This is a genomic window from Micromonospora zamorensis (assembly GCF_900090275.1).
Classification (GTDB): domain Bacteria; phylum Actinomycetota; class Actinomycetes; order Mycobacteriales; family Micromonosporaceae; genus Micromonospora; species Micromonospora zamorensis.
Map to the genome: position 1 here is coordinate 68,649 of NZ_LT607755.1, position 25,701 is coordinate 94,349.

Sequence of the window (25,701 nt, forward strand, 5' to 3'; positions counted from 1 at the left end):
CCTCCCGGCGCCCGGAGGCAGCAACAACGCTGAAGTTGCGCGGATCAGGCGCGATCAGGCGCGATCAGGGGCCGCAGGGGCCGCCACAAAGGCTCAGAGTGGGATGTTGCCGTGCTTCTTGGGAGGCAGGGTCTCCCGCTTGGTGCGCAGCACCCGCAGCGCCCGGACGATCTGGGTGCGCGTCTCGTGCGGGGGGATCACCGAGTCGATGTACCCGCGCTCGGCCGCCACGTACGGGTTGGCCAGGGTGTCCTCGTACTCGGCGATCTTCTCGGCCCGGACCGCCGCCGGGTCGTCGGCGCCGGCCAGTTCGGAGCGGTAGAGGATGTTCACCGCGCCCTGCGCGCCCATCACGGCGATCTGGGCGGTCGGCCACGCGAAGTTCAGGTCCGCGCCGAGGTGCTTGGAACCCATCACGTCGTACGCCCCGCCGTACGCCTTGCGGGTGATCACGGTGACCTTGGGGACGGTCGCCTCGGCGTACGCGTAGATGAGCTTGGCGCCCCGGCGGATGATGCCGTCCCACTCCTGGCCGGTGCCGGGCAGGAAGCCGGGCACGTCCACGAAGGTCAGCACCGGGATGTTGAACGCGTCGCAGGTGCGGACGAACCGGGCGGCCTTCTCCGAGGCGGCGATGTCCAGGGTGCCGGCGAAGTGCATCGGCTGGTTGGCCACCACGCCCACCGGCCGTCCCTCGACCCGGCCGTAGCCGACCACGATGTTCTGCGCGTAGAGCGGCTGGACCTCCAGGAACTCCCCGTCGTCGAGGACGTGCTCGATCACCGTGTGTATGTCGTACGGCTGGTTGGCCGAGTCCGGGATCAGGGTGTCCAGGGCCCGGTCCTCGTCGCTGACGGTGAGGTCGGCGAGAGCCTCGAGGACCACCGGCTCGTCGAGGTTGTTCGACGGCAGGTACGACAGCAGTGCCTTGACGTAGTCGACCGCGTCCTCCTCGTCGCTGGCGAGGTAGTGCGCATTGCCGCTGCGGGAGTTGTGTGTGCGTGCCCCGCCCAGCTCCTCCATGCCGACGTCCTCGCCGGTCACCGTCTTGATCACGTCGGGGCCGGTGATGAACATGTGCGAGGTCTGGTCGACCATCACGGTGAAGTCGGTGACCGCCGGGGAGTAGACGGCGCCGCCGGCGCAGGGCCCCATCACCAGAGAGATCTGCGGGATGACGCCGGAGGCCCGCACGTTGCGGAAGAAGATCTCACCGTAGAGGCCGAGCGAGACCACGCCCTCCTGGATGCGCGCGCCACCGGAGTCGTTGATGCCGACCACCGGGCAGCCGATCTTCATGGCGAGGTCCATCACCTTGACGATCTTCTGGCCGAAGACCTCGCCGAGCGAGCCGCCGAAGACCGTGAAGTCCTGGGCGAAGACGCACACCTGCCGGCCGTCCACCGTGCCGTAGCCGGTGACCACACCGTCGCCGTACGGGCGGTTCTTCTCCAGCCCGAAGGCCGTGGACCGGTGCCGGGCCAACTCGTCGAGTTCGACGAAGGAGCCCTCGTCGAGCAGCATCTCGATCCGCTCGCGGGCGGTCTTCTTGCCGCGCGCGTGCTGCTTCTCGACCGCGCGGGCCGACCCGGCGTGCACCGCCTCGTCGACCCGGCGCTCCAGGTCCGCCAGCTTGCCGGCAGTGCTGTGGATGTTGGTCCCGGTCTCGGTAGTCACCCAGGGAATATAACGATGGTTCAGGTCGGTGCCGCTGTGCAGTACGCCTCAGTGCCGCCGTGGCGACCGTCGTAGGCTGGCGGAATGTCGGGCTCCCCGTACACCAATCTGGACCGCCCGCCGCTGTCGGCGGCCCGGCTGAGCCGCGCGTTGATCGCGCCGAACGGGCCGTGGGCCCGGCTGGAGCTGCGCGCCGAGACCGGCTCCACCAACGCCGACGTGGCCGAGGCCGCCCGGGCCGGCGAGCCCGAGGGTCTGGTCGTGGTCGCCGAGCAGCAGACCGCCGGGCGTGGCCGGCGCGGTCGGGTCTGGCAGTCGCCGGCGCGCGCCGGCATCGCCACCAGCGTGCTGCTACGACCCGGCGAGGCCGTGCCGGACCGCGGCTGGCTGCCGGTGACACCCACGGGGTACGGGTGGCTGCCGTTGCTGGCCGGGGTGGCGCTGGTGGAGGCGGTGGCCCGGTTGGCCGAGCTGGAGGCCTCCCTGAAGTGGCCCAACGACCTGCTGATCGACGGCGCAAAGTGTGCGGGCGTGTTGGCCGAGGTCGTGCCGGGTCGTTCGCCCGACGAACCGCCGGCCATCGTGCTCGGCATCGGGCTGAACGTGACGCTGCGCGCCGACGAGCTGCCGGTCAACCCGACCGGGTTGCCGGCCACCTCGCTGCAGCTGGCCGGCGCGGTGGCAACCGACCGGGACCCGTTGCTGCGGGCCCTGCTGCGCGCGGTGGCCGAGTGGTACGAGCGTTGGCGTTCGGCGGGCGGCGACGCGGTGGCCAGCGGCCTGCGTGACGCCTATCTGGCGGCGTGCGGAACGGTTGGTCGTGAGGTGCGCGTCCTGCTCCCCGACGGGGAGGTTCTGACCGGCACCGCCACCGGGGTGGACCGGGACGGCCAGCTTCAGGTGGCCACCCCGGCGGCCACCCGCACCCTGGCCGCTGGCGACGTCCTCCACCTGCGCTGATCCACCCTCTCGCGATCTTGCGGTCGCCGCCCACGCGCGACGGGCGAGAGCCGCAGGGCACCGGCCCGACGTGCATGATCGGGAAGAGCGGGGTGGGGCCGCGTGGCGGATGTTGTGGTGGGCCCTGGGGGGTTTACCGTCTGCGCGTCGAGAAGAAGGCGTTGGAGGTTCCCCGTGGCGTTTCCAGAAGACGTGCTCACCAAGGACGAGCACGTCGTGCTGCACCTGCATCCGCACTGGAAGGCACTGATCCGGCCGATCGTGGTGCTGGTGCTGGCCATCGCCGCGGTGGTGGTCGGCGTGCTCCTGCTGCCCGAGAGTAGCGGCGGGTCGATCGCGATCGCCGTGATCGGGGTGATCGCCCTGGTCGCGGTGCTCTGGCTCGGTCTGTGGCCGTTCCTGGTCTGGCGGACCACCCACTACCTGTTCACCAACGAGCGCGTGCTGCTCCAGCAGGGTGTCTTCTCCCGGGACCGGCGGGACCTCCCACTCACCCGGATCAACGACCACTCGATGAACCAGCACTTCTTCGAGCGGCTGCTCGGCTGCGGCACGTTGACCATCGAGTCGGCCGGCGAGCGCGGCCAGTCGGTGCTCGCCGACGTGCCGGGGGTCGGTCGTGTGCAGACCACCCTGTACGAGCTGGTCGAGGCACAGCACGACAAGCACTCGCTGGGTGACGGGGAGATGCGCGACATCCTCGCCGACATGCGCGAGGGAAAGCCGCTGCGCGACACCACGACCTGATCGTCCGCGCCGACTGAGGCCCGCCCTGGCCGGAGTCGGGGCGGGTCAGTCGTGTGGTTCGGCCTTCGCCGGGCCGCCTTCGGGCTGTTCGGGCCCGTCCGGGCTGGTCTCGGCTGGGTCGGGCCCGTCCGGGCTGGTCTCGGCTGGGTCTCTCGCGGGCTGGTCGGCGCCGGTCGGGCCGTCGTCGGGCCGGTCAGCCTCGGGCAGATCCGCCTCGGGTGGGTCGGCCGGGCCCGCTGGTTCGGCCGGTTCCGCCGGGCCGGCTGGTTCGGCCGGGCCGGCTGGTTCGGCCGGGCCGGCTGGTTCGGCCGGGCCGGCTGGTTCGGCTTCGGTCGGTCGGGCGGCGAACCAGCCGCGGAAGCGGGTCCGCAGCACCTCCTGCTCGGGCCGGTCGTCCGGGCCGAGGCGGAGCATGGTGCCGGTGAGGCTGACGGTGCCCAGCCCTGGGCGGGCGGTGGACGGCCGGGCGCCCATCACGTCGACGCGGACGGCGAGTCGGTCCCCGGCGCGCACCGGAGCGAGCCAGCGCAGCTCCTCCAGACCGGGGGAGGCGTCCGCGGCAGCCCGGGACAGCAGGTGGTCGACGTACGCGCGCATGAACAGGCTGACCGTGTAGAAGCCACTCGCGATCAACCCACCGTGCCGGCTCTCCCCGGCCAGGTCGGTATCGACGTGGTACCACTGCGGGTCGAAGCGGCGGGCGAAGGCGACCATCTCGTCGCCGTCCACGGTGACCACGCCGAGATCGACGGTGAGCCCCGGGACGAGATCCTCGAAGAACAGCTCGGCGGGTTGCCCGGTGCCGGAGCGCGTGGCGGGTGTCGTCACCGGCGGGGCGAGCGGCGGGTGCCGGCGTGCAGTTCCGCGGCGAGTTCCGCGTCCAGGTCGGCGGCGGGGCTGACGCCCGGCCGCGTGGCCCGACCCTGGGTGGGTGCGCCGGGCGGTAGGTCACCGCGTTGCACGGACTCCGCTTCCTCCAGCTCGGACACGGACTCGGCGAGCTCAGCGACCGGGTCCATCTCCGCCATGGTGTCCCACTCGTCGCGCGGGATGCCGTGCCAGGTGGAGTCGGGCTTCGTCTCCTCCTCGACCGGTGCGACGGGTTGGAAGACGAAGGTTCGGTAGGACCAGAACCGGAACAGCGTGGCCAGCAGGACACCGACGGTCTTGGCCACGTTCAGTGCCAGGAGGCCGTGTACGCCGAGGCCGTACTTGGCCGCGGCCACGGCACCAAGCTCAATGAGCAGGCCGGCACCGTTGAATAGGAAGAAAAGGAGGTATTCCCGGCGAAGTGCCGATTTCGGGCGATCCCGGTACGTCCAGTGCCGATTCATCAGGTACGACGTGATCGTGGCGACGATGGTCGCGATCACGGTCGCCTTCAACTGGCCATTGACGAAAACAGTCAGTGCAAGGGCATTGAACACCGCGTAATTGATGACAGTGTTGATGCCGCCGACGATGCCGAACTTGAGCGCCTCGTGGATGAACTTCTGCCAGCGCTCAGGCAGCAGACGGACAAGACGCATGCGAAACACCTTAGGGCAGTTGGTGCGGCCGGTGATCACCGGCCGAACGAGGTGGGCGGCAGGTCACGCTCGGTGGTCACGCTCGGGCTTCACCTGCGGAAGAGTCGGGGTTCCCGCTTCGACGAAGACGAACCGCCGGTACGACCAGAATCGGAACAGCGTGCCGAGTCCCGTGCCGACGATGTAGCTGGCCACGTTGTCGGCCAGACGCGTCTGGAACACGGACGGCCAGATGCTGCCGAGCCCGTACCGGCTGAGCGCGAGGCAGGCCACCGCGATGCCGAGGCCGACCGCGTTGAACAGGAAGAACAGCGCGTACTCACGGGCCGGGTTGTTGCGTTGACGGTGTCGCCACGTCCAGAACCGGTTGCCGATGAAGGCGACGGAGGCCGCGATCACGGTGGAGATGGTCTTCGCCGTCAACTCCTCGACGCCGCGACTGCTCGTCAGGTAGTTGAAGAGCGCGAAGTCGATGATGAAGGCGATCCCGCCCACTGTGGCGAACTTGCTCATCTCGCGGACGAGGTGGCCGAAGCGGTCCAGCAGTTTGCCGACCAGACCCTGTCGGGTCTGCCGGGGTCCCGGTTGCTCCCCGGTCATCGTGGCGGCCACGGAGGGAGCCTACCGGTTGCCGACCAGTCAGAGGGGTAGCAACGGCGAGCAGGCGTGGTCGCTCGAAGGAGCCCATCACCCTGTGCGAAACCGTTGAACGCAGCGTAACCAATTGGGAGGACTGACGCGCCCCGGAACGGGAATCCACGCACCGGTCGGCGGGGCAGGTCACGGTCCGACCGCAACAAGCGTCCGCCGGGGTGCACAACAAGATTTGCGTGAAACTGCGCGGGAAAGCGGGTATCAGCTCGTGATGCCGCAGCGTGGCCGTACCTTGTGCAGTTCTTCACAACCAGTCCCACTGACTCGGAAGGCTGCCCGGTTTACGCTGAGGCCAATCCCAGGTTTCCACGAAGGCGACGCATCGCGCCGCTGAGTCTCGTGCATCCCATAGATCGGTCAGCGTCGACCACAAGGAGATGTGTCATGGTTGCTCCGGCTGTTGTGCGGGGTATTGATCAGGCCCCGACGTCCCATCCGAAACTGCTCGCCTGGGTCCGTGAGGTCGCGGAACTGACCACCCCCGATCGTGTGGTCTGGGTGGACGGGTCCGACGACGAGTGGCGCCGCCTCACCGACGAGCTGGTCGAGGCCGGAACGCTCATCCGGCTGAACCCGGAGAAGAAGCCCAACTCGTTCTACGCGCGTACCGATCCGACGGACGTCGCCCGGGTCGAGGAGCGCACCTACATCTGCTCCGTCGACGAGGCGGACGCCGGCCCCACGAACAACTGGATGTCGCCGCCGGAGATGAAGCGGACGATGACCGATCTCTACCGCGGCTCGATGCGCGGTCGGACGATGTACGTCATCCCGTTCGTCATGGGCCCGGTCGAGGCCGAGTCCCCGATGTTCGGTGTCGAGATCACCGACAGCCCGTACGTGGTCGCCTCGATGCGGATCATGACGCGGATGGGCGCCCGGGTTCTCGAGGCGATGGGTGACGACGCGGACTTCGTGCACGCGCTGCACTCGATCGGCGCCCCGCTCGCGCCCGGCCAGCAGGACGTCGCCTGGCCGTGCAACGAGACGAAGTACATCTCGCACTTCCCGGAGACCCGGGAGATCTGGTCGTACGGCTCGGGTTACGGCGGCAACTCGCTGCTCGGCAAGAAGTGCTACTCGCTGCGGATCGCGAGCGTGATGGGCCGGGACGAGGGCTGGCTCGCCGAGCACATGCTGATCCTCAAGATCACCTCGCCGGAGGGCAAGACCTACCACATCGCCGGCGCGTTCCCCTCGGCCTGCGGCAAGACCAACCTGGCCATGGTCGAGCCGACCATCCCGGGTTGGAAGGTCGAGACGATCGGCGACGACATCGCCTGGATGCGGTTCGGCCCGGACGGCCGCCTCTACGCGGTCAACCCGGAATACGGGCTGTTCGGTGTGGCGCCCGGCACCGACTGGAAGACCAACGCCAACGCCATGCGCACCCTGGACCGGGGCAACTCCGTCTTCACCAACGTCGGCCTCACCGACGACGGTGACGTCTGGTGGGAGGGCATGGGGGAGCCGCCGGCGCACCTGATCGACTGGAAGGGCAACGACTGGACGCCGGAGAGCGAGGGCCTCTCCTCGCACGCGAACAGCCGTTTCTGCACCCCGATCACCCAGTGCCCGATCCTCGCCGACGAGTACTTCGACCCGAACGGCGTGCCGATCGACGCGATCCTCTTCGGTGGCCGCCGCAAGGACACCATCCCGCTGGTGACCGAGGCCCGCGACTGGGTGCACGGCGTCTACATGGGTGCCACGCTCTCCTCGGAGACCACCGCTGCCGCGTCCGGCGCCGTTGGCGTGGTCCGGCGGGACCCGATGGCGATGCTGCCGTTCATCGGCTACAACGCCGGGGACTACTTCCGGCACTGGATCGAGATGGGCAAGGGCACCGACGGCGACGAGGCGAAGCTGCCGAAGATCTACTACGTCAACTGGTTCCGTAAGGACCCGGAGGGTTCGTTCCTCTGGCCGGGCTTCGGGGAGAACTCCCGGGTGCTCAAGTGGGTCGTCGAGCGGATCGAGGGCACGGCCGACGCGGTCGAGACGCCGGTGGGCATGGTTCCCGCACCCGACGCTCTGGACGTCGAGGGCCTGGACATGACCCCGGAGGACGTTCGGATCGCCCTGAAGGTCGACCCGGACGAGTGGCGCAACGAGCTTCCGATGATCACCGAGTGGTTCGAGAAGTTCGGTGACAAGCTGCCGGGCGTGCTCTGGGCCGAGCTGGACGCGCTGCGCGCCCGCCTCGACGCCGCACAGCCGCAGCGGTAGGTGTGAAGAGCGCCCCCTGCGGGCAACATCGGATCCCATGAGGACGGCCGCCGAGACCCAGGTCCGGCGGCCGTCCGCCGTCCGGGTGCTCACCATCCTGCTCGCGACGACGGCGGCGGCCACCGTCGTGGTCGAGCTGCTCAACTGGTGGTACGCCCCGGAGCAGGGTTTCGGGCTGGCCGTACGGACCGGCTTTGCCATGCTGCGCTCGTTCGGTTTCCTGCTGTTGATCGGGCACGTCCGGAAGGGCCGGACGGTCGCCCGCCCGTTCGGGCTGATCCTCGCGGTCACCACGATCTTCGCCGTCGGCCGGCTCATCGTGCCTCGGCAGGGGGTGCCGCCGCTGCCCGGCCTGCTCGGCTTCGCGATCCTCACAGCGCTCTGTGCCGCAGTGGTCTGGCTGCTCTACCGCTCGTCGGCGTTGGCCGGGCACCTGGTCCGGCACCGTCCACGCCTCGTCATCGACCGGGCCGGCATCTCCTGGCGGGAGACCCCTCCACGCCGACCGCAGGCCAGCGCCTGGCTGCTGACCAGCCGGGTGGCGGCGTTCACCTACAGCCCGCTGATGCTGGTGCCGGCCCTGGTGGCCGGGGGTTCCATCCTGGACGGGCGGCTGACCGCGGTGCCGGCCGTGCTGCTCTGGTTCGGTGCCGGCATCGCCGCCAGCTACGCAGTGCTGTTCTGCACCGCGTTCCTGATGCGGGGCAAGGACTGGGCGCGTGGGCTGCTGGTCGTCGTTACTGTGGCCGTACTCGCGGTGGACCTGCCGCTGTGCTGGTGGCTGTTGGGCGTGGACGGCCTGGTCCGCGACGGCGGCCCACTGCTCGCCGCGGCTGGGCTGACCCTCTACGGTTTGCGCCGCGCTTCCCGCGCGGACGACGTCGCGCCGGCCTGACGGCGGCGCCGTCCCGCGCCCGGCTGGCGCCATTCCTCAGCTCTGACCAGGTAGTGACAGCCGCTGTAGAGCTGCCCCAGATATGGGGCGACCCGCGCTGAAGTCGCTCCCGCTCCGCTCCGGCTCCCGCTCCGCTCCGGCTCCGCTCCCGCGTCCGTGTCCACGCCGCCCAGGCTCTGCCCGATGCCCCATATTCGGGGCAGGTCTACAGGCTGTTGGACAGGTAGGCCCGCCTACCCGGCGCTGATGCCTCCCGACATGAGCGGCCTTCCTTTGGCCACGCCTGGACTGCTCGCGCCTGCCGCTGGCGGCGTTCGCGTTCCTCACGGCAGGAAGTCAGCGCCGTGCGGGTGCGGCCCGCACGAGCGGACAGAGGGCAGGATGGCGGGTGGCGCCGGTCACAACGGTCGGCGTGGGCGGCGCGGGTGGATCGTCGGGGCGGTGCGGGGACAGGCACGGCCGCACCGCGTTGGTCGGAGGGAGGCGCGGTGAGCGACGAGTTCGACGTGGTGGTGGTGGGAGCGGGGCCGGCCGGGGCGGCCGCCGCGCTGACGGCGCGACGGGCGGGTGCCAGTGTGCTGCTGCTGGACCGGGCCGACTTTCCCCGGGACAAGGCGTGTGGCGACGGGATCGCCGCGCATTCGATGGACGTGCTCGCCGAGCTGGGGGTGACCGAGGCGGTGGAGGGCTACGCGCCGCTGCCCGCGCTGCGGATGATCGCGCCGGGCGGCGGCGCCGTGGCCCGGGCGCTGCCCCGACCCGCGTACACAGTGCCTCGAAAGGTCTTCGACGCGCGTCTGGTGGCGGCCGCCGTGGCGGCCGGCGCCCAGCTGCGCCGGCACACCGTGCGCCAGGTCGAAGCGCGCGCCGACCGGGTGGTGCTCGACGGCGAGTTGTCCGGCCGGGTGGTGGTGGGCGCGGACGGCGCCGGGTCGGTGGTCCGTCGGGCGCTCGGCCACCCGCAGAATCCCGACCGGCACCTGGCGCTGGCCATCCGGGGGTACGCTCCGGCGCTGCCCGGCCCGTCCGAGCAGCTCATCGTCACCTCGAAAGCCCGCTGGCCGGCGTACGCCTGGTCGTTTCCGATCGGTGACGGGCGGGCCAACGTCGGGTACGGGGAGGTGCTGCGCGGTGAGCCGTTGAGCCGGGCGTACCTGCTGGACCGGCTGGCCGCGCTGCTGCCCGGCACCGACCTGGCGACGGTGACCGCGTTGCGCGCCCATCACCTGCCGCTCTCCACCCACCGGCCGTCACCGGGTCAGGGGCGCACGCTGCTGGCCGGGGACGCGATGTCGCTGATCAATCCGTTCACCGGGGAGGGCATCTTCTACGCGCTGCTCTCCGGTGCGCTGGCCGGGGAGGCAGCGGCCCAGGCGCCGGAGACGGCTGCCCAGCGCTACGCCCACGGGTTGCGCCGCCGCCTCGGCACCCACCTGAGACACAGCTCGGTCGCGGCGTGGTTGGCCCGGCGGCGTCGGGTGGTGGATGCGGCGGTCCGGGCTGCCCGCCGGGACGACCGGGTGTTCTACGACGTGGTCGAGCTGGGGCTGGGTGACGGACGCCTCACCGCTCGCACGCTGGCAATGATCGGGATCGGTCTGCCCGGCGGGGATGGGGCTCCGAGGCAGTGATCTGGTCGAAGGGTCGCTACGCTGCTAGGTGATGACGCTGCGGAACCTTATCTACTCCGTCTACGAGCGCCGGCTCACGGCGAAGCTCGCGGGTAAGCCGGTGCCCCGACACGTCGGGGTGATGTGCGACGGCAACCGCCGTTGGGCGAAGGAAATGGGCTTCGTCGACCCGAACGACGGGCACCGGGTCGGCGCGGCGAAGATCAAGCATGTGCTCGGCTGGTGTGACCAGGCTGGCGTCGGGCACGTCACCCTCTATCTGCTGGCCACCGACAACCTGCGCCGTCCGGCGAGTGAGCTGGACCCACTCCTCAAGATCATTGAGGACCTGGCGGTGGAGCTGGCGGAGGAGGGCAACCCCTGGCGGCTGCGCATCGTCGGGGCTCTCGATCTGCTGCCGGCGCAGACCGCGGCGGCGCTCAAGGGCGCCGAGGAGCGCACCCGTGAGCGCACCGGCGGTGCGGAGGTCAACATCGCGGTGGGGTACGGCGGTCGCCGGGAAATTACCGACGCGGTCCGCTCGCTGCTGCTGGAGCACGCGGCCACGGGCGGCACGCTGGAGGAACTGGCCGAGGTGCTGGACGTCGAGCACATCGCCGAGCACCTCTACACCCGTGGCCAGCCCGACCCCGACCTGGTTATCCGCACGAGCGGCGAGCAGCGGCTGTCCGGCTTCATGCTCTGGCAGTCCGCGCACTCGGAGTTCTACTTCTGCGAGCTCAACTGGCCGGATTTCCGGCACATCGACTTCCTGCGGGCCCTGCGCTCGTACGCCACCAGACAACGCCGCTACGGCGTCTGAACGGGCGGCGACAGAGCTGTCGCCGCCCCGACCGGTCAGGGCAGGTGGGTCAGTGCCCGGGTGAGGAAGTCACCCAGCGCAGCCGGGGACTCGATCGTCAGGTCGGCGGCGTTCGCCACCTCCTGACCGGTCTCCGGGTTGGCAACGGCCACGCAGACACCGACGAAGTCCGGGTCGGCCGCGGCGCGGGTGCGCAGCGCCGCGAAGGCCTTGATGTCCGAGACGTCGTCGCCGAAGTACCAGGCGCCGGTCGCACCCTTGATCGCCTCGCCGATCACCATGCCCTTGTCCCGGTCGACCGGGGGCTTGAGCTCCAGCACCATCCGCCCGGCCTGCACCCGCAGCCCCAGCCGGTCGGCCTGCGCCTGCCCCCACTGCTGCACCGTGGAGCCGAGCTGCGGGGCGGTACGCCAGTGCAACGCCACGGAGAGCCGCTTGTACTCGACCAGCGTGCCGGGCGGCAGCTCCGCCCGGGCCTGGTCGGCCAGCTCCTGCATGGTCGGCACCCAGGGCAGCGCGGCCGGCTCGGTGACGGTTTCCCCGCCGCAGTGGCTGTGCTCCAGCCCGTAGAGGCCGTAGAGGTCCACGCCGGTGAGCCCGCCGAGCTGGTCCCGGAGGAACTCGACGGGCCGGGCGGACACGATCGCGACCCGCTGCACGATCGGGGCCAACGCCTCGATCGCGGCCAGCACCTTGGGCGCCGGGCGCACCGCGGTCGGATCGTCGTCGACGGGCGCGAGCGTGCCGTCGAAGTCGAAGAAGAGCACGGTCCCGGCCGCCCGGCTGGCGGTGGTCCGCCAGGCCTGGTCGGCGTTCAACGGGGTTCTCGGCTGCTGATTGCCCAGATTCAACGGCGGCACGCGCGTCAGCGTACCCCGGCGATGGGGGCTCATTCCTGGCCGAGCGGACCCGTTCGGCGGTACGAGATCAGCGTTCGGCGGCTCCTCGTCCGCGCCGGCCGAACGGCACCACCGCCGCCTCCTGGCCATGGCTCAACAGGTAGCCCTCCACGAACCCGGTATTGCGATCGCCGGTGTGGTTCTCGATCTCGTTGAGCCGTGCCACCAGAAACTCGGTGAGGGCGCTGATCCGGTTGTCGAGGCGCTCGTGCAGCTCGGCGACGACGGCCAGGATGACCGCGGTGCCGGCGGTGACGAGCGCAAAGAGATTGACGAGCAGCGGAAGCTGCCCACCTTCGACCGCGAGGGTCACCACGTTGCCGGTCGCCCACAGTGTCAACGACACCGTTGCGACCACGACTGCCAACCATTTCAGGGTCATGGACAGACCCCTCCTTCTGTCCCGCAGGGCTAGGTTCGGCCTTGTCCCGTCCCCCCGCCGATGACGAGCCCAAGCAGTACGAATAGGGACGCTAGCGTGCCCGTTCCTGCCCCGGAGGTAAACGAATGAACCCGACCAGGCGTTCTTTCGCTATCTGAGGAACTACCCTGCTTGATTGCCCCTTTTTCGGACATCGACCGGCAACGTTGGGCGGTATGCGAGATATCTGATGGTTTCCCGGATGTGGAACTTCTCCGCGTCCGACACGTTCGGGTCGACCAGGCGGCGCAGTAGCGCCTCGACATCGGGGTCCATCGGAGGGGCGGGTTGACCGGTGCGAGGGCCGGCCGTGGTGCGGTCCCAACCGAGCGCGGCGAAGGCGGCGGCCGGATTCAGCCCGAGGCCCTCGCAGAAGGCGACCACCCGTTCGGCTTCCGGGTCGCTGGCCCAGTCGCCCCGGACCCACCGATTGATGGTCTGCCGGGAGACGCCGGTGCGCCGGGACACCTCGGTGCCACTCCAGGCCCGGGTCGCCCGTGCCTCGTCCAGGGCGCGTCGGACGAAGGTGGCGAAGGCGATCTTCCGCGCATTGGCCGTCTCGGTCACCCCGTGACGGTACGGCCAGCCGGCGACGGGCGCGCGCGCCGCCTCGCTGCTGTCACGCAGACGTGACGGGATCTTCGGGTTTCCGGTAAACGATTCAGCTTCACTGTTGAGGGGTGCCACGCGGGCAGAATAGATGCCCGTAGTGGCGAAGGTAAGCGGACGAAAAGCTGATACTGTCACGCCCATGGGACAATCTACGGTGTGTCTCGTGCATGAGACGATTGGTGCTCACATGCGTCACCCCTCCGGTGCCAAGGGGGTGTGGTGACCGAGCTCGCCACCCGCGCCCAGGCCTTCGGGCTGATCGCTGAGGGAGTGGCCGCGGGGCTGACCGCCCCCTGGCGGCTCTACCTGGCCCGAGGCTGCCGCTACCTGTCGCTGAGCGTCGGCGATCGCATCGAGTGGAACGCCTGGCGTACCCATCTCGGCTGCCCTGAGCTGAGCGTTCGCGTCTACGACGCCGGCGGTGAGATCCGCAGGTCCTCGGTGGCCGAGGTCGTGCTGGACGGCTGCCGGATCAGCGTCGAGCTGGTCGAGGAGGTCAGCACCGACGACCTGGACCGGCTGCTCGTCGCGGATCCCACCACCATCGAGCCGGAGGAGCGATGACCTGCCGTCCTGGCCGGGCCGGAGCTGCCCGATGAGCCCCTTTCTCGCGGTCTTCCTCGTCCTGGTGCTCGGTGCCACCAGCTATGCGGCCGGCCGGCTGCACGGGCAGCTCAGCTACCGCATCGGCTACCGCTTCGGTTACCGGCAGGGCTACTTCGACGGTGATCGGGGCGCCTGGAACAGGCGTCGCCGTGACGCTCAGGCGGCGATCGCCTCGGCACTGTCGGTCGCCCCGGCGAGCGTGACCCGCTCGGCCAGCACCGTCGCCCGCCCGGGCACCACGTACACCGGCTCGTCGTTCACCGCGCCGGCCGCCCCGATCACCGGGCGGCACCCGACCGGCACGCTCGTCCGACGTACCGGTTGAGGTCGGTCGGCGGGCGTACACCCGCCGACCGACGCCACGAACGCGGTGCGTCGTCCGCGGCGGACACGCACCGTCGGGCCCCGTCAGACCGGTGACGGTGGCCCCACCGGCCGGGATGCGCGCAGGGGGCATGCATCCCGGCCGGTTCCGCCGCGTCCACCGCCGGCATCCGCGCTGCTGAGGGGCCAGACCAACCGGTGTGCGCACACCCGACTTGGGAGATCCACGTCCGACCTCTAGCCGGAAGAGTCCGGCGGGGCTAGCGTCTAGGCATGGCACGGGGTTCTCCCGAGCCAGCCGGTCCGCCCGGATCTGCGACCTCGCGCACGGGGTTCCGCATCCGACCCCGTGTCCCCGGGCACCGGAGGAGGCGGAACACGGGTGGCGGGTGCCCATCCGTCGGAGCAGGCCTGTGACGACTCGCCGTACCACCGCCGGTGCCGACCAGACCCCGGCCGCGACTGCCACGACCCGCCGCGCCACCAGGAGCCGCCGTACGGCGGCCGCCGCGCCGGCCGACCCGAAGGAGCCGCGACCAGCCGGCCAGGCCTTTGTCCTGGACACGTCCGTGCTGCTCTCCGATCCGGCGGCGTTCCACCGGTTCGCGGAGCACGAGGTGGTGCTGCCCCTGGTGGTCATCACCGAGCTGGAGGGCAAGCGGCACCATCCGGAGCTGGGCTGGTTCGCCCGGCAGTCGCTGCGGATGCTCGACGAGCTGCGGGTTCGACATGGTCGACTGGACCGGCCGGTGCCGGCCAACGACGTCGGCGGCACCCTGCGGGTGGAGCTCAACCACACCGACGACGGGGTGTTGCCGCCCGGTTTCCGCACCGAGAGCAACGACGCCCGGATCCTCTCCGTCGCACTCAACCTCGCCGGCGAGGGCCGGGAGGTGACCCTGGTCAGCAAGGACATGCCGCTGCGGGTCAAGGCGGCCTCGGTGGGCCTGCGCGCCGACGAGTACCGCCACGGTCAGGCCAGCGACCCGACCTGGACCGGCATGTCCGAGATGGATCTGACCGATGAGCAGATCGGTTCGCTGTACGCCGGCGAGACGCTCGACCTCGACGAGGCGGCCGGGCTGCCCTGCCACACCGGCCTGGTGCTGCACTCGGGGCGTGGTTCGGCGCTCGGTCGGGTGCTGCCGGACAAGTCGGTCCGGTTGGTCCGGGGCGACCGCGAGGCCTTCGGGTTGCACGGCCGCTCGGCCGAGCAGCGCATCGCCCTCGACCTGCTGCTCGACGAGTCGATCGGGATCGTGTCGATGGGCGGTCGGGCGGGCACCGGCAAGTCGGCGTTGGCGCTCTGCGCCGGGCTGGAGGCGGTGATGGAGCGCCGCCGGCACAAGAAGGTGATCGTGTTCCGCCCGCTGTACGCCGTCGGCGGCCAGGAGTTGGGCTACTTGCCGGGCTCCGAGTCGGAGAAGATGTCGCCGTGGGCCCAGGCGGTCTTCGACACGCTCGGCGCGGTGGTCCACGAGAACGTGCTGGAGGAGGTCACCTCGCGGGGCATCCTCGAGGTGCTGCCGCTGACCCACATCCGCGGGCGCAGCCTGCACGATGCCTACGTGATCGTGGACGAGGCCCAGTCGCTGGAGCGCGGGGTGCTGTTGACCGTGCTGTCCCGGATCGGGCAGGGCTCCCGGGTGGTGCTCACCCACGACGTGGCCCAGCGGGACAATCTGCGGGTCGGCCGGCACGACGGGGTGACGGCCGTCATCGAAGCGCTCAAGGGTCATCCGCTCTTCGCGCACGTCACGCTCAGCCGTTCGGAGCGGTCGCCGATCGCCGCGATGGTGACGGATCTTCTGGAGGACATCCCGATCTGATGTCGTTATGTAGGGGTTTGTCCGCATTCTAGCTGTGGCACAGATCACAAACAGGCCGGTTGGTTTCCCATCAGCCTCACTGTGCGCAATCGTGTCCCACGAGCGTCCACGCACCATGAGCATCGTTGATGATCGTTCGTCCTGGGATGGGCGGCATCGGCGGCGGTCTGTGCGTCGGCGCGACCGGCAACCGGTCGGGGCGCTCGTGGCACGGCTGACGGCCCACCTGTGGCCGGCCGCGCCGCGTCCTTGCCCCCGAGGAAGGGACCACTTCGTGAGTCGGCTGTGGAGCCGGTTGGGTGCCCGAACGGCCGCCGTGGCGCTGCTCTCCGTGGGCGTAGCCGGCGGCTTCTATCTGGGCGAAGACCGTGAAACCCAGCAACAGGGCCTGACCGAGCAGGTCAGCGTCGAGGTCGACCGGGCCGATTTCGCGTACCAGCGCGAGCGGCAGTCGGCCCACCAGGTGAAGTTCGCCCAGCAGCGGGCCGCCGAATACCAGGCCAAGCTGCGTGCGGCGCAGGCCGCCAAGGAAGCCGCCGAGCGGGCCCGCAAGGCCGAGGCCGCCGCGGCGTCCCGTAAGCGCGAGCGCGAGGCCGCCGCCAACGCGCCCGCCAAGCCGTACACCGGGCCGATCCCCGCGTCCTGCGAGGAGTACAGCGGCAACCGCAAGACCGGCTGCGCCATGACGATCGACGCCGGCTTCGGCATCTCCGAGTTCCCTTGCCTGGAGAAGCTCTGGACCAAGGAGAGCGGCTGGAACCACAAGGCCCGCAACTCCTCGACCGGCGCGTACGGCATCCCTCAGGCATACCCGGGCAACAAGATGAGCTCCGTCGCGTCCGACTGGCAGACCAACCCGGCCACCCAGATCAAGTGGGGGCTCGGCTACATCAAGGGCAGGTACAAGACGCCCTGCGGTGCCTGGACCTACTTCCAGAACAACCACACCTACTGACGGTTCAACGGCGGGGCAGGTGGGCGACCACCTGCCCCGCCGTCGCGCGTACGCCGGGCTGCTCGGACGGGACGCGAGTGGCGGTAGGCCGATTTTGCTGATAGCAGTTGTACGGTGACTCTGCACCCGTCAAGCGGCGACCCCTTCCGGTTCGGCACCGAGGCGTTCTACGCCGCGCTCGGCCGAGCCTTCGTCGCCATGTGTGCGGTGGTCCCGTTCCTCTTCCTCATCGAGGCCGTCGACCAGGGTCTCGCGTTCGGCCTGGACGCCACCGCCGGCATCATCCCGCAACGCATCGACGGGCTGGACGGGGTCTTCTTCTCCCCGTTCCTGCACCACGGCTTCGACCACCTCTACAGCAACAGCATCCCGCTGATCCTGCTGGGCACGTTCGTCCTGGCCGCCGGAGCCCGCCGGTTCCTCTGGTCGACCCTGGTCATCATCCTGGTCAGCGGCCTCGGCGTCTGGTTCACCGGCTCACCCAACTCGGTGGTGGTCGGCGCCAGCGGCGTCATCTTCGGCTACCTGGGCATCCTGCTCACCCGGGGCATCGTCGAGCGCAGCTGGTGGAACTTCGCCGTCTTCCTCCTGGTCGGCCTGCTCTACGGCTGGCAACTGGTCGGCATCCTCCCCACCGACGAGCGCATCTCCTGGCAGGGTCACCTGTTCGGGCTGCTCGGCGGGGTGGTCGCGGCGATCCTGTTCCGCCGACGGCGGCCGACCGTGGACGGGCCGGACTACTCGGGTGACACACTCCGCCTGCCCTGACCGATTCCCCGGCGCGCCTCTGGGACGTGCTTGCCGGACCGTCATCGCCCGCCTACGGTCGAGATCAGCAAGCGTTGATCCGTGAGCGGAAAGCGACGGTACGCCATGCGTGAGGTCGATGTCGCCGTGATCGGGGCCGGCCCGGCCGGTCTCTTCGCCGCGTACTACGCGGGGTTCCGGGGGTTGTCGGTGGCGGTGATCGACGCGCTGCCGGAACCGGGCGGCCAGGTCACCGCGATGTACCCGGAAAAGTTGATCCTCGACGTGGCCGGCTTTCCCGCCGTCAAGGGTCGCGACCTGGTGGCCAACCTGGTCGCCCAGGCAGCCCCGTTCAATCCGCAGTACCTGCTCGGCACGCGCGCCGAGAAACTCTCGTACACCGATGGGCGTCCGGTGCTCGGCCTGGCCAGCGGCGAGCAGCTCGGCTGCGGCGCGGTCGTGGTCACCGGCGGGCTCGGCAGCTTCAGTCCTCGGCCGCTGCCGTGCGCCGACGGCGCCCCCGGCTCGGGGATCGTCTACTTCGTCACCGAACCCGCCGAGTTGGCCGGCCGGGACGTGCTGATCGTCGGTGGCGGCGACTCCGCCTTCGACTGGGCGCTGGCGCTACAGCCGTTGGCCCGTTCGGTGACCCTGGTGCACCGACGGGAGAAGTTCCGAGCGCATGCCTCGACGGTGGCCCGGGTGCTGTCGCTGCCGGTGCGAGTGGTGGTCAACGCCGAGGTCAGCCGACTGATCGGGGACGGCACGGTGACCGGCGCCGAGGTGACCGTACGCGGTGGTGCGGCCGAGACGCTGCCGGTGGACGTCGTGGTGGCAGCCCTCGGCTTCACCGCCGATCTGGGGCCCCTCGCCGAATGGGGGCTACAGCTCGACCGCCGGCACATCCTGGTGGACAGCGCGATGGCGACGAACCTGCCGAGGGTCTTCGCGGCGGGTGACATCACCGAATACCCGGGCAAGGTCCGGCTGATCGCGACCGGCTTCGGCGAGGCCGCCACGGCGGTCAACAACGCGGCCGTGGCCATCGACCCGAGCGCGCACCTCTTCCCGGGGCACTCCTCCGACGCCGGCTGACCCTTGGTATCGAGGAAAGACCGGCTCGTGTCCGGATCGAGACGGCGCCTGGCGGTTCGCGGTCAGCGCCGGGCGGGCGGTGCCAGCGCGGCGATCAGCACGGCCACCATGGTCAGCGCGGCCCCGAGCAGGGTGTTCAGGCCGGGGTGCGAGGCGGCTGTGGGCGAGACCAGGTCCAGCAGGACCGCCCCCACGATCTGGCCGGCGATGGTGGCCAGACCGAGCAGCAGGACCCCGGTGAAGCGCACGATGGCCGCCGCGATGGCGATGAACACGATGCCGATCGGCCCGCCCAGATAGAGCCACGGCTCGGTGGGGAGGTGACCGGTCGGCCAGCCGCGCACCGCGAGGTCGATTGCGAACGCCACGAGCAGGGTAACCGTGCCGACGAAGAAGTTGACCAGCGTGGCGGTCAGCGCGCTGTCGGCGGCCGCCCGGACCCGGCCGTTGACCGCCTGCTGCCAGGCGGTGCCCACCCCGGCGATCAGGGGCAGCAGGGCCAGCGCCAACATGCCCGGGTCCTTGAGTCGGTCACCGACCGCGAGCCCGACCGCCAGCACGGTGAGCACCGCACCGGCGAGCCGTTGTCGGGTGACCGGCTGCCGGCCCGTCGGTCCGATCCCCGCCCGGTCCACGGCGAGGCTGCTGCCGCTCTGGCCGGCCACCACCGCCACGGTGAAGACGGCCACGCCCAGCGAGCCGATGGTCAGGCCCTGGGAGGCCACCAGGAACGCCCCGCACATGCCGCCGAGGCACTGCCACGGCCGCAGCGCGCCCCTCGCGAGCGCGCCCCGCAACGCGACCAGGCCACGCCGTCCACCGGGGGTGAGCGGCACCAGCACCAGGAGCACCACCAGGCCGCCGCCGAAGGAGACCACAGCGGCCGCGAAGCCGTCGGCCAGGCGTTCCCCCAGCTCGCCGTTGATGCGGGACTGCACCGCCACCGCGACCCCGGAGATCGATGCCAGCGCGACACCGGTGATCCGGCGGGCGGCGGACAGGACCGGTGGGGTCGCTGTGTCGGTGATGGTCACTCCTGTTCGGCCAGCGGACGACCGTCGAAGTCGATCGCGGAGTAGAGCGCCAACTTCTCCAACCGGTGGTACGAGTCGATCACCCGGATGGTGCCGCTCTTCGAGCGCATCACGATCGACTGCGTGTACGCGCCGCCGGCCCGGTAGCGCACCCCGCGCAGCAGATCCCCGGAGGTGACCCCGGTCGCCACGAAGAAGCAGTTGTCGCCAGTTACCAGATCATCGGTGCTCAGCACCCGGTCCAGGTCGTGCCCGGCGGCGATCGCCTTCTCCCGCTCCTGCTCGTCGCGCGGCCAGAGCTTGGCCTGCATCGCACCGCCCATGCACTTCAACGCGCAGGCCGAGATGATGCCCTCCGGGGTGCCGCCGATGCCCATCAGCACGTCGACATCCGACTCGCCCCGGGCGGCCGCGATGGAGCCCGCGATGTCACCGTCGGAGATGAACCGGATGCCCGCCCCGGTCCGGCGGATCTGCGCGACCAGGTCGTCGTGGCGGCTCCGGTCCAGCACGCAGACGGTCACCTCGGAGACGTCGGTGCCCTTGACCTTGGCGATCCGGCGCAGGTTCTCCGCCACACCGGCGTTGATGTCGATCACGTCGGCGTACACCGGCCCGACGGCGAGCTTCTCCATGTAGAACACGGCGCTGGGGTCGAACATCGCGCCGCGCTCGGAGACGGCCAGCACCGCCACGGCGTTCGGCATGCCCTTGCTCATCAGCGTGGTGCCGTCGACCGGGTCGACGGCGACGTCCACCTCCGGGCCGGTGCCGTCGCCGACGTGTTCGCCGTTGAAGAGCATCGGGGCGTTGTCCTTCTCGCCCTCGCCGATCACCACCACGCCGCGCATCTGGATCGAGTTGATCAGCTTGCGCATCGCGTCGACAGCGGCTCCGTCGCCGCCCTCCTTGTCACCCCGGCCCACCCAACGGCCGGCGGCCATCGCCGCGGCCTCGGTGACCCGGACCAGGTCGAGGGCAAGGTTTCGGTCGAGATCCTGTGGGATCCGCGTCCTGGTGTTCGTCATGACGGCTACTCCTCCTCGCGACGGTGCGGGGACGACCGACGTCGGGGAGGCCCCCACTGCCGGCTTTGTCGCTGATCCTCACACGATGGCCGACCCGGGGTCGGCGCGGGGCGGTGATGGCCCGGATACCGCCGGTCGGGCGGCTGCGAAGATGGTGGGGTGGAACCCGCACAGCCAGCCGACCGCGTCCCCGCCGACCGCACGCCGCCCGACGGTCAGCCGCCGGTCGACGTCCCCAGCGGCCCCGGTGGTGAACCCGCCGCGACCGATCCGACGCCACCGCCTCCGCTGAAGTCCGGCAAGTCCGAACGCTCGCCGAAGGACATGGCGATCTCGTTGCTGGTGCTGCTCATCCCGATCGCCCTCCTGCTGGCGTTCTACCGGGGATTTCTCGGCGGCGACGAGCCCACCACCGTCGATCCGGCACCCGCGATCGAGCAGGCCCGGTCGGCGAACGTGTTTCCGGTGAGCCAACCGGAGGGCCTCGGCTCCGACTGGTCGACGGTCAGCGCCCGCTACCAGACCGTCGAGGGCGGCGCGAACCTGCGGCTCGGCTACCTCACGCCGGAGGGGCGGGGCGTCCAACTCCTGCAGAGCAACGTGCCGGCGGAGCGGTTGCTCCCCGCGGAGCTGACCAGTCAGGGTCAGCCCCAGGGCCCCACCGAGCTGGGCGGGCGCACCTGGCAGCTCTACACGGCCCGGGGAAACCAGCAGGCGCTGGTGCTGCTTGAACCGACCCGGACGGTGATCGTGATCGGCGATGCCCGGGACAACGAACTGCGCGAACTGGCCGGCTCGCTGCGCTGAGCGGGCTCGGTCGATCGACGGCCCTGGTGGTAGCCCGGAAAGGGCAACCGGACAGAAGGGTGATTGTCCGACCCGACAACAGGGAACAGAGAGGGAGTGATCCGGGCGCGCTGCTCGGCCCGGGTCGCGCGGCGCAGCCGACGGTGCTGCTGCGTCGCCCGGTTTCCGGCGCCGTCCAGGTCGTCGGGTGACCCTCTTGGGAGACACGCATGACTGTTCGACGACTCGGCGCCGGCCTGGTAGCCGCCGCTCTGTTCACGCCCGCCCTCGCTGCCTGCGGCGACGGGACGACCGGCAACGCCGGATCGACCGCGTCCCCGACGGCGAGCTCCTCCGTCGCGCCGAGCGCGGCCAGCGGTACGCCCGTGCCGGGCGATGCCAAGCAGGCACTGCTCGACTCCACCAAGGAGATCAGCAACGGCAACTTCCGGTTCGCCCTCACCGCCGTCGGCTCGACGGTGGAGGGGCAGGTGCACCAGCCGAGCCAGAGCGCGGCCATGAAGATCGCCATCGGTGGGCCCTCGTCCGACCTGGCGATGAAGCTCGACGTGATCCACTACAAGCCGGACAGCTGGGTCAAGCTGGAGCTGACCGGCCCCACCGCCAACAGCCTGCCGGCCATCAAGCAGCTCAACCTCGGTAAGTACCAGCACCTGGACCAGGCCCGGATCAAGGGCAACCGCAACCTCGGCTTCGACTTCGACAAGGTCGACCCGGCCGGCAGCGCGGTGCTGACCCAGGGCATCACCGAGGTACGCAGCACCGGCACCGGCGCGTACGCCGGCACCATCGACGTCACCAAGGCCGCCGAGGCGGGCTCGCTGAACGCCGCCACGATCGCCGCGCTGGGCACCCAGGCGAAGACGGTCCCGTTCACCGCGAAGGTGGACCCGCAGGGCCGCCTCAGCGAGCTGGTGTTGCAGTTGCCGGCCGCCGGGCAGACCGCCGCCCAGGAGATCAAGATGACGTACTCCGACTACGGCACCGCCACCGCCGCGCAGAAGCCGCCGGCGGACCAGGTCGTCGAGGCGCCGGCCGAGCTGTACAGCCTGTTCAACTGACGTACGTGGGTGGGGGCGGCTCCGGCCGCCCCGCCCGCGGTCAGGAAGCGGGCTCCTGCCGGGCAGCGTCGATCCGTGCCCGCGCCCCATCCAGCCACCGTTGGCAGATCACCGCCAGCGCCTCGCCGCGCTCCCAGAGCGCCAGCGACTCCTCCAGGGACGTGCCGCCGGCTTCCAGCCGCTCGACCACCGAGGCCAACTCGGCGCGGGCCTGCTCGTAACTGAGCCGCTCGTCCGGCCCGGCCTTCGTGTCGTCAGTCATTGCGTCCATCTCCACATACCGCTCTCCAGGTCACTGTGTCGCCACTCAGCCGTCCACCGTGGCGGCCAGCTCGCCCTCGGCCAGCCGTACCCGCAGCGGGTCGCCCTTGCCCACCTCGGCCGCCGCCCGCACCACGTGCCCGTCGGCGCGCTGCACGATGGCGTACCCCCGGTCGAGGGTGGCGGCGGGGGAGAGGGCGCGCAGCCGGGCGAGGGTGTGCCGCAGCTCGTCGTCGGCGGCGGCGAGCCGGTGGTCCAGGCAGCGTCCGGCCCGTTGCCGCAGCGCGGTCAGCTCGGTGGCGCGCTGGTCGACCATCACCTGGGGCCGGGCCAGCACCGGCCGGGAGCGCAGCAGGTCGAGGCGGTGGGTCTCCCGGTCGACGAGGTTGCGGACCGCCCGTTGCAGCCGGGAGCGGGCCTGGCCGATGAGGCGTACCTCCTCGGTGAGGTCGGGGACGATCCGCTTGGCCGCGTCGGTGGGGGTGGAGGCCCGCAGGTCGGCGACGTAGTCGATCAGTGGCGCGTCGGTCTCGTGGCCGATGGCGCTGACCACCGGGGTGCGGCAGGCGAAGACGGCCCGGCAGAGCGCCTCGTCGGAGAACGGGAGCAGGTCCTCGATGCCGCCGCCGCCCCGGGCGATGACGATCACGTCGATGCTCTCGTCGGCGTCGAGCACCTTGAGCGCCGCGACGATGTCGGGCACCGCGGCGGGTCCCTGCACGGCCACGTTGACGGTGCGGAACTCCACTGCCGGCCAGCGCCGCCGTGCGTTGGTCAGCACGTCCCGCTCGGCCGCCGACGCGCGACCGGTGATCAGCCCGATCCGTCCGGGCAGAAACGGCAGCCGGCGCTTGCGGGACCGGTCGAACAGCCCTTCGGCGGCGAGCAGCTTCTTGAGCTTCTCCAGCCGGGCCAGCAGCTCACCGAGCCCCACCTGGCGGATCTCGTCGGCGCGCAGGCTCAGCGTGCCCCGGGCGGCGTAGAACTCCGGCTTGGCGTGCAGCACCACGCGGGCGCCCTCGCGTAGTTCCGGCGCGCCGGCGTCCAGTACGTCCCGGTTGGTGGTGACGGTCAGGCTCAGGTCGGCCGACGGGTCACGCAGGGTGAGGAAGACGGTGCTGGCCCCGGGGCGGCGGCTGATCTGCGCCACCTGCCCGTCCACCCACACCCAGCCCAGCTTGGCGATCCATGCCCCCACCTTCTGGCTGACCACCCGCACGGGCCAAGGCTCCTCCGCGCTGCTCCGCGCCCCCTCGGTCACCCGCTCACCCTACGGACCCCCGCGGTGATCAAGAAGTTTGCGTCAGCATCGGGCGCGTTTCTGACGCAAACCTCTTGATCACCGGGTCAGTCCGGGGGTCGTGGGCCGGTGGCCGTGGGGGAGTCGGCACGTACGATGGACGGGTGACTGAGGCTGAGGCGACTCCCCGGACCGGCAAGCGCGTGCTCCTGGCGAAGCCGCGCGGCTACTGCGCTGGCGTCGACCGTGCGGTGCAGACCGTCGAGGAGGCGCTGAAGCTGTACGGCGCCCCGATCTACGTGCGCAAGCAGATCGTGCACAACAAGCACGTCGTGCAGACCCTGGAGGCCCAGGGTGCGATCTTCGTGGAGGAGAACGAGGAGGTGCCGGAGGGGTCCACCGTCATCTTCTCCGCGCACGGCGTGGCTCCCGAGGTCTACGAGCAGGCGAAGCAGCGCTCGCTGAAGGCGATCGACGCGACCTGTCCGCTGGTCACCAAGGTGCACCACGAGGCGAAGCGGTTCGCCGCCGAGGACTACGACATCCTGCTCATCGGGCACGAGGGGCACGAAGAGGTCATCGGCACCGCCGGTGAGGCCCCCGCGCACATCCAGCTGGTGGACGGCCCGGACGGCGCCGACAAGGTCACCGTCCGCGATCCGGAGAAGGTGGTCTGGCTGTCCCAGACCACGCTGTCGGTCGACGAGACGCTGGAGACGGTCGCCCGGCTCAAGCAGCGGTTGCCGCTGCTCCAGTCGCCGCCCAGCGACGACATCTGCTACGCCACCTCCAACCGGCAGCACGTCGTCAAGGAGATCGCCCCCGAGTGCGACGTGGTGATCGTCGTCGGCTCGACGAACTCCTCGAACTCGGTCCGCCTGGTCGAGGTCGCCGTGGACGCGGGTGCCCGTGCCGGTCACCTGGTCGACTTCGCCCACGAGATCGACGACGCCTGGCTGGAGGGGGCCACCACGGTCGGTCTGACCTCCGGCGCGAGCGTGCCGGACGACCTGGTCCAGGACGTGCTGACCCACCTCGCCGCACGGGGCTTCGCCGACGTCGAGGAGATCACCACCGCCAACGAGCGGCTGATCTTCTCGCTGCCGCAGGAGCTGAAGCGGGACATGAAGGCCGCGGCGGCGCGCGGCTGAACACGGGAACGAACTCGGACCGGCGTACGTCAGATCAGCCATGAGGACATTTCGGCTCGCCGTTCCCGTGCTGGCCGTCTGCGTGGCGCTGAGTGCCTGCGGCAGTCAGGACACCGGAGGCGGCACACCCAGCCCGACCCCGACGGGAGCGCAGCCGGTGACCAGCCAGCCCACGCCCGACCCGACCGCCCTGCCGCCGACCGTCGACCCCACCCCGCCCTCGGGCCCGAAGACTCCGAAGCCACCGAAGCCCGGCGGCCCCAGCACGCCCCCGGGTGTGGGTGCCACCACCCTGACCGGCACCGTGCAGGGCGGCGTGGAGCCCAACTGCGTGCTGCTCGACGGCTACCTGCTCGTCGGCGGTCCGCGTGACGTGCTGACGCCCGGTGCGCGGGTCGAGGTCACCGGTCGGGCCGAGCCCGGCATGATGACCACCTGCCAGCAGGGCACCCCGTTCGTCGTGACGGCCGCCCGCCCGACCTGACACCTCCGAACGCGAAGGAGCCC

Annotated in this window: 27 protein-coding genes; 16 read left to right on the top strand and 11 right to left on the bottom strand. The window is 70.6% G+C overall.

What is annotated here, in order from left to right; genetic code table 11:
• Nucleotides 1–93: 93 nt before the first annotated feature.
• Nucleotides 94–1,677, bottom strand: a complete 1,584-nt coding sequence (locus GA0070619_RS00320) for an acyl-CoA carboxylase subunit beta (RefSeq protein WP_088946198.1) — start codon at nt 1,675–1,677, stop codon at nt 94–96.
• A gap of 84 nt (nt 1,678–1,761) precedes the next feature.
• Here GA0070619_RS00320 and GA0070619_RS00325 point away from each other — a divergent pair, with 84 nt between their 5' ends.
• Nucleotides 1,762–2,637, top strand: a complete 876-nt coding sequence (locus GA0070619_RS00325) for a biotin--[acetyl-CoA-carboxylase] ligase (protein ID WP_088946199.1) — start codon at nt 1,762–1,764, stop codon at nt 2,635–2,637.
• 174 nt (nt 2,638–2,811) lie between these two features.
• Nucleotides 2,812–3,384: a PH domain-containing protein gene (locus GA0070619_RS00330; protein ID WP_088946200.1), complete on the top strand. Its 573-nt coding sequence runs from the start codon at nt 2,812–2,814 to the stop codon at nt 3,382–3,384.
• Between the two features lie 45 nt (nt 3,385–3,429).
• On the opposite strand, the gene GA0070619_RS00335 is transcribed toward GA0070619_RS00330, so the two are convergent.
• The 3 genes from GA0070619_RS00335 to GA0070619_RS34000 form a co-directional block, all read right to left on the bottom strand.
• Nucleotides 3,430–4,212, bottom strand: a complete 783-nt coding sequence (locus tag GA0070619_RS00335) for a MaoC/PaaZ C-terminal domain-containing protein (protein ID WP_088946201.1) — start codon at nt 4,210–4,212, stop codon at nt 3,430–3,432.
• A complete protein-coding gene (locus tag GA0070619_RS00340) occupies nt 4,209–4,913 on the bottom strand; it encodes a GtrA family protein (protein WP_088946202.1) in 705 nt (234 codons plus the stop codon). Before GA0070619_RS00340 ends, GA0070619_RS00335 begins: the two co-directional genes overlap by 4 nt.
• Before the next feature lie 63 nt (nt 4,914–4,976).
• Nucleotides 4,977–5,513: a GtrA family protein gene (locus tag GA0070619_RS34000; RefSeq protein WP_088951460.1), complete on the bottom strand. Its 537-nt coding sequence runs from the start codon at nt 5,511–5,513 to the stop codon at nt 4,977–4,979.
• Nucleotides 5,514–5,951: 438 nt separating this feature from the next.
• Here GA0070619_RS34000 and GA0070619_RS00350 point away from each other — a divergent pair, with 438 nt between their 5' ends.
• The 4 genes from GA0070619_RS00350 to GA0070619_RS00365 all read left to right on the top strand — a co-directional run bounded on the left by GA0070619_RS00350 (nt 5,952) and on the right by GA0070619_RS00365 (nt 11,124).
• Nucleotides 5,952–7,796: a phosphoenolpyruvate carboxykinase (GTP) gene (locus tag GA0070619_RS00350; protein WP_088946203.1), complete on the top strand. Its 1,845-nt coding sequence runs from the start codon at nt 5,952–5,954 to the stop codon at nt 7,794–7,796.
• Between the two features lie 37 nt (nt 7,797–7,833).
• Nucleotides 7,834–8,691 (top strand): hypothetical protein, encoded by an 858-nt coding sequence (locus GA0070619_RS00355; RefSeq protein ID WP_088946204.1) that lies wholly within the window; start codon nt 7,834–7,836, stop codon nt 8,689–8,691.
• Nucleotides 8,692–9,179: 488 nt separating this feature from the next.
• Nucleotides 9,180–10,322 (top strand): NAD(P)/FAD-dependent oxidoreductase, encoded by a 1,143-nt coding sequence (locus GA0070619_RS00360; protein WP_088946205.1) that lies wholly within the window; start codon nt 9,180–9,182, stop codon nt 10,320–10,322.
• 31 nt (nt 10,323–10,353) lie between these two features.
• Nucleotides 10,354–11,124: an isoprenyl transferase gene (locus GA0070619_RS00365; RefSeq protein ID WP_088946206.1), complete on the top strand. Its 771-nt coding sequence runs from the start codon at nt 10,354–10,356 to the stop codon at nt 11,122–11,124.
• 35 nt (nt 11,125–11,159) lie between these two features.
• Here GA0070619_RS00365 and otsB read toward each other — a convergent pair whose 3' ends face one another.
• The 3 genes from otsB to GA0070619_RS00380 form a co-directional block, all read right to left on the bottom strand.
• Nucleotides 11,160–11,984, bottom strand: a complete 825-nt coding sequence (gene otsB, locus GA0070619_RS00370) for a trehalose-phosphatase (RefSeq protein ID WP_088946207.1) — start codon at nt 11,982–11,984, stop codon at nt 11,160–11,162.
• Nucleotides 11,985–12,051: 67 nt separating this feature from the next.
• Complete coding sequence (locus GA0070619_RS00375) at nt 12,052–12,405, bottom strand: hypothetical protein (RefSeq protein WP_088946208.1); 354 nt, start codon at nt 12,403–12,405, stop codon at nt 12,052–12,054.
• Between the two features lie 162 nt (nt 12,406–12,567).
• Nucleotides 12,568–13,011: an XRE family transcriptional regulator gene (locus tag GA0070619_RS00380; RefSeq protein WP_088946209.1), complete on the bottom strand. Its 444-nt coding sequence runs from the start codon at nt 13,009–13,011 to the stop codon at nt 12,568–12,570.
• Nucleotides 13,012–13,275: 264 nt separating this feature from the next.
• Here GA0070619_RS00380 and GA0070619_RS00385 point away from each other — a divergent pair, with 264 nt between their 5' ends.
• From GA0070619_RS00385 to GA0070619_RS00410, 6 genes are all read left to right on the top strand, one after another.
• Entirely contained in the window at nt 13,276–13,620 is a 345-nt protein-coding gene (locus GA0070619_RS00385; RefSeq protein ID WP_088951461.1) for a hypothetical protein, read from the top strand.
• Between the two features lie 31 nt (nt 13,621–13,651).
• A complete protein-coding gene (locus GA0070619_RS00390; protein WP_088946210.1) occupies nt 13,652–13,987 on the top strand; it encodes a hypothetical protein in 336 nt (111 codons plus the stop codon).
• A 412-nt stretch (nt 13,988–14,399) separates the two neighbouring features.
• Nucleotides 14,400–15,815, top strand: a complete 1,416-nt coding sequence (locus GA0070619_RS00395) for a PhoH family protein (protein WP_088946211.1) — start codon at nt 14,400–14,402, stop codon at nt 15,813–15,815.
• A gap of 274 nt (nt 15,816–16,089) precedes the next feature.
• Nucleotides 16,090–16,770 carry an aggregation-promoting factor C-terminal-like domain-containing protein gene (locus GA0070619_RS00400; RefSeq protein ID WP_088946212.1) on the top strand — a complete coding sequence of 227 codons (681 nt, stop codon included), beginning with the start codon at nt 16,090–16,092 and terminating at the stop codon, nt 16,768–16,770.
• Between the two features lie 114 nt (nt 16,771–16,884).
• A complete protein-coding gene (locus tag GA0070619_RS00405; RefSeq protein ID WP_088946213.1) occupies nt 16,885–17,538 on the top strand; it encodes a rhomboid family intramembrane serine protease in 654 nt (217 codons plus the stop codon).
• A 105-nt stretch (nt 17,539–17,643) separates the two neighbouring features.
• On the top strand, nt 17,644–18,612 hold the full coding sequence (locus GA0070619_RS00410; protein ID WP_088946214.1) for an NAD(P)/FAD-dependent oxidoreductase: 969 nt from the start codon (nt 17,644–17,646) through the stop codon (nt 18,610–18,612).
• A 62-nt stretch (nt 18,613–18,674) separates the two neighbouring features.
• Here the strand turns inward: GA0070619_RS00410 and GA0070619_RS00415 are convergent, their stop codons facing one another.
• Both GA0070619_RS00415 and glpX read right to left on the bottom strand, forming a co-directional pair.
• Nucleotides 18,675–19,640 carry a DMT family transporter gene (locus GA0070619_RS00415; RefSeq protein WP_374223726.1) on the bottom strand — a complete coding sequence of 322 codons (966 nt, stop codon included), beginning with the start codon at nt 19,638–19,640 and terminating at the stop codon, nt 18,675–18,677.
• Between the two features lie 2 nt (nt 19,641–19,642).
• Nucleotides 19,643–20,674 carry a class II fructose-bisphosphatase gene (gene glpX, locus GA0070619_RS00420; RefSeq protein ID WP_088946216.1) on the bottom strand — a complete coding sequence of 344 codons (1,032 nt, stop codon included), beginning with the start codon at nt 20,672–20,674 and terminating at the stop codon, nt 19,643–19,645.
• 159 nt (nt 20,675–20,833) lie between these two features.
• On the opposite strand from glpX, the gene GA0070619_RS00425 reads away from it, so the two are divergent.
• Nucleotides 20,834–21,481 carry a DUF4245 domain-containing protein gene (locus tag GA0070619_RS00425; RefSeq protein ID WP_088946217.1) on the top strand — a complete coding sequence of 216 codons (648 nt, stop codon included), beginning with the start codon at nt 20,834–20,836 and terminating at the stop codon, nt 21,479–21,481.
• Between the two features lie 209 nt (nt 21,482–21,690).
• Entirely contained in the window at nt 21,691–22,542 is an 852-nt protein-coding gene (locus GA0070619_RS00430) for a hypothetical protein (protein ID WP_088946218.1), read from the top strand.
• A 40-nt stretch (nt 22,543–22,582) separates the two neighbouring features.
• Here GA0070619_RS00430 and GA0070619_RS00435 read toward each other — a convergent pair whose 3' ends face one another.
• The gene (locus tag GA0070619_RS00435; protein ID WP_030328827.1) at nt 22,583–22,804 is read right to left on the bottom strand and encodes an exodeoxyribonuclease VII small subunit; all 222 of its coding nucleotides are present in this window, start codon (nt 22,802–22,804) and stop codon (nt 22,583–22,585) included.
• Nucleotides 22,805–22,849: 45 nt separating this feature from the next.
• A complete protein-coding gene (xseA, locus tag GA0070619_RS00440; RefSeq protein WP_088946219.1) occupies nt 22,850–24,064 on the bottom strand; it encodes an exodeoxyribonuclease VII large subunit in 1,215 nt (404 codons plus the stop codon).
• Between the two features lie 143 nt (nt 24,065–24,207).
• Between xseA and GA0070619_RS00445 the strand changes: the two genes are divergently transcribed.
• Complete coding sequence (locus GA0070619_RS00445) at nt 24,208–25,194, top strand: 4-hydroxy-3-methylbut-2-enyl diphosphate reductase (RefSeq protein ID WP_088946220.1); 987 nt, start codon at nt 24,208–24,210, stop codon at nt 25,192–25,194.
• A 40-nt stretch (nt 25,195–25,234) separates the two neighbouring features.
• Nucleotides 25,235–25,678 carry a hypothetical protein gene (locus tag GA0070619_RS00450; protein ID WP_088946221.1) on the top strand — a complete coding sequence of 148 codons (444 nt, stop codon included), beginning with the start codon at nt 25,235–25,237 and terminating at the stop codon, nt 25,676–25,678.
• Nucleotides 25,679–25,701 lie beyond the last annotated feature (23 nt).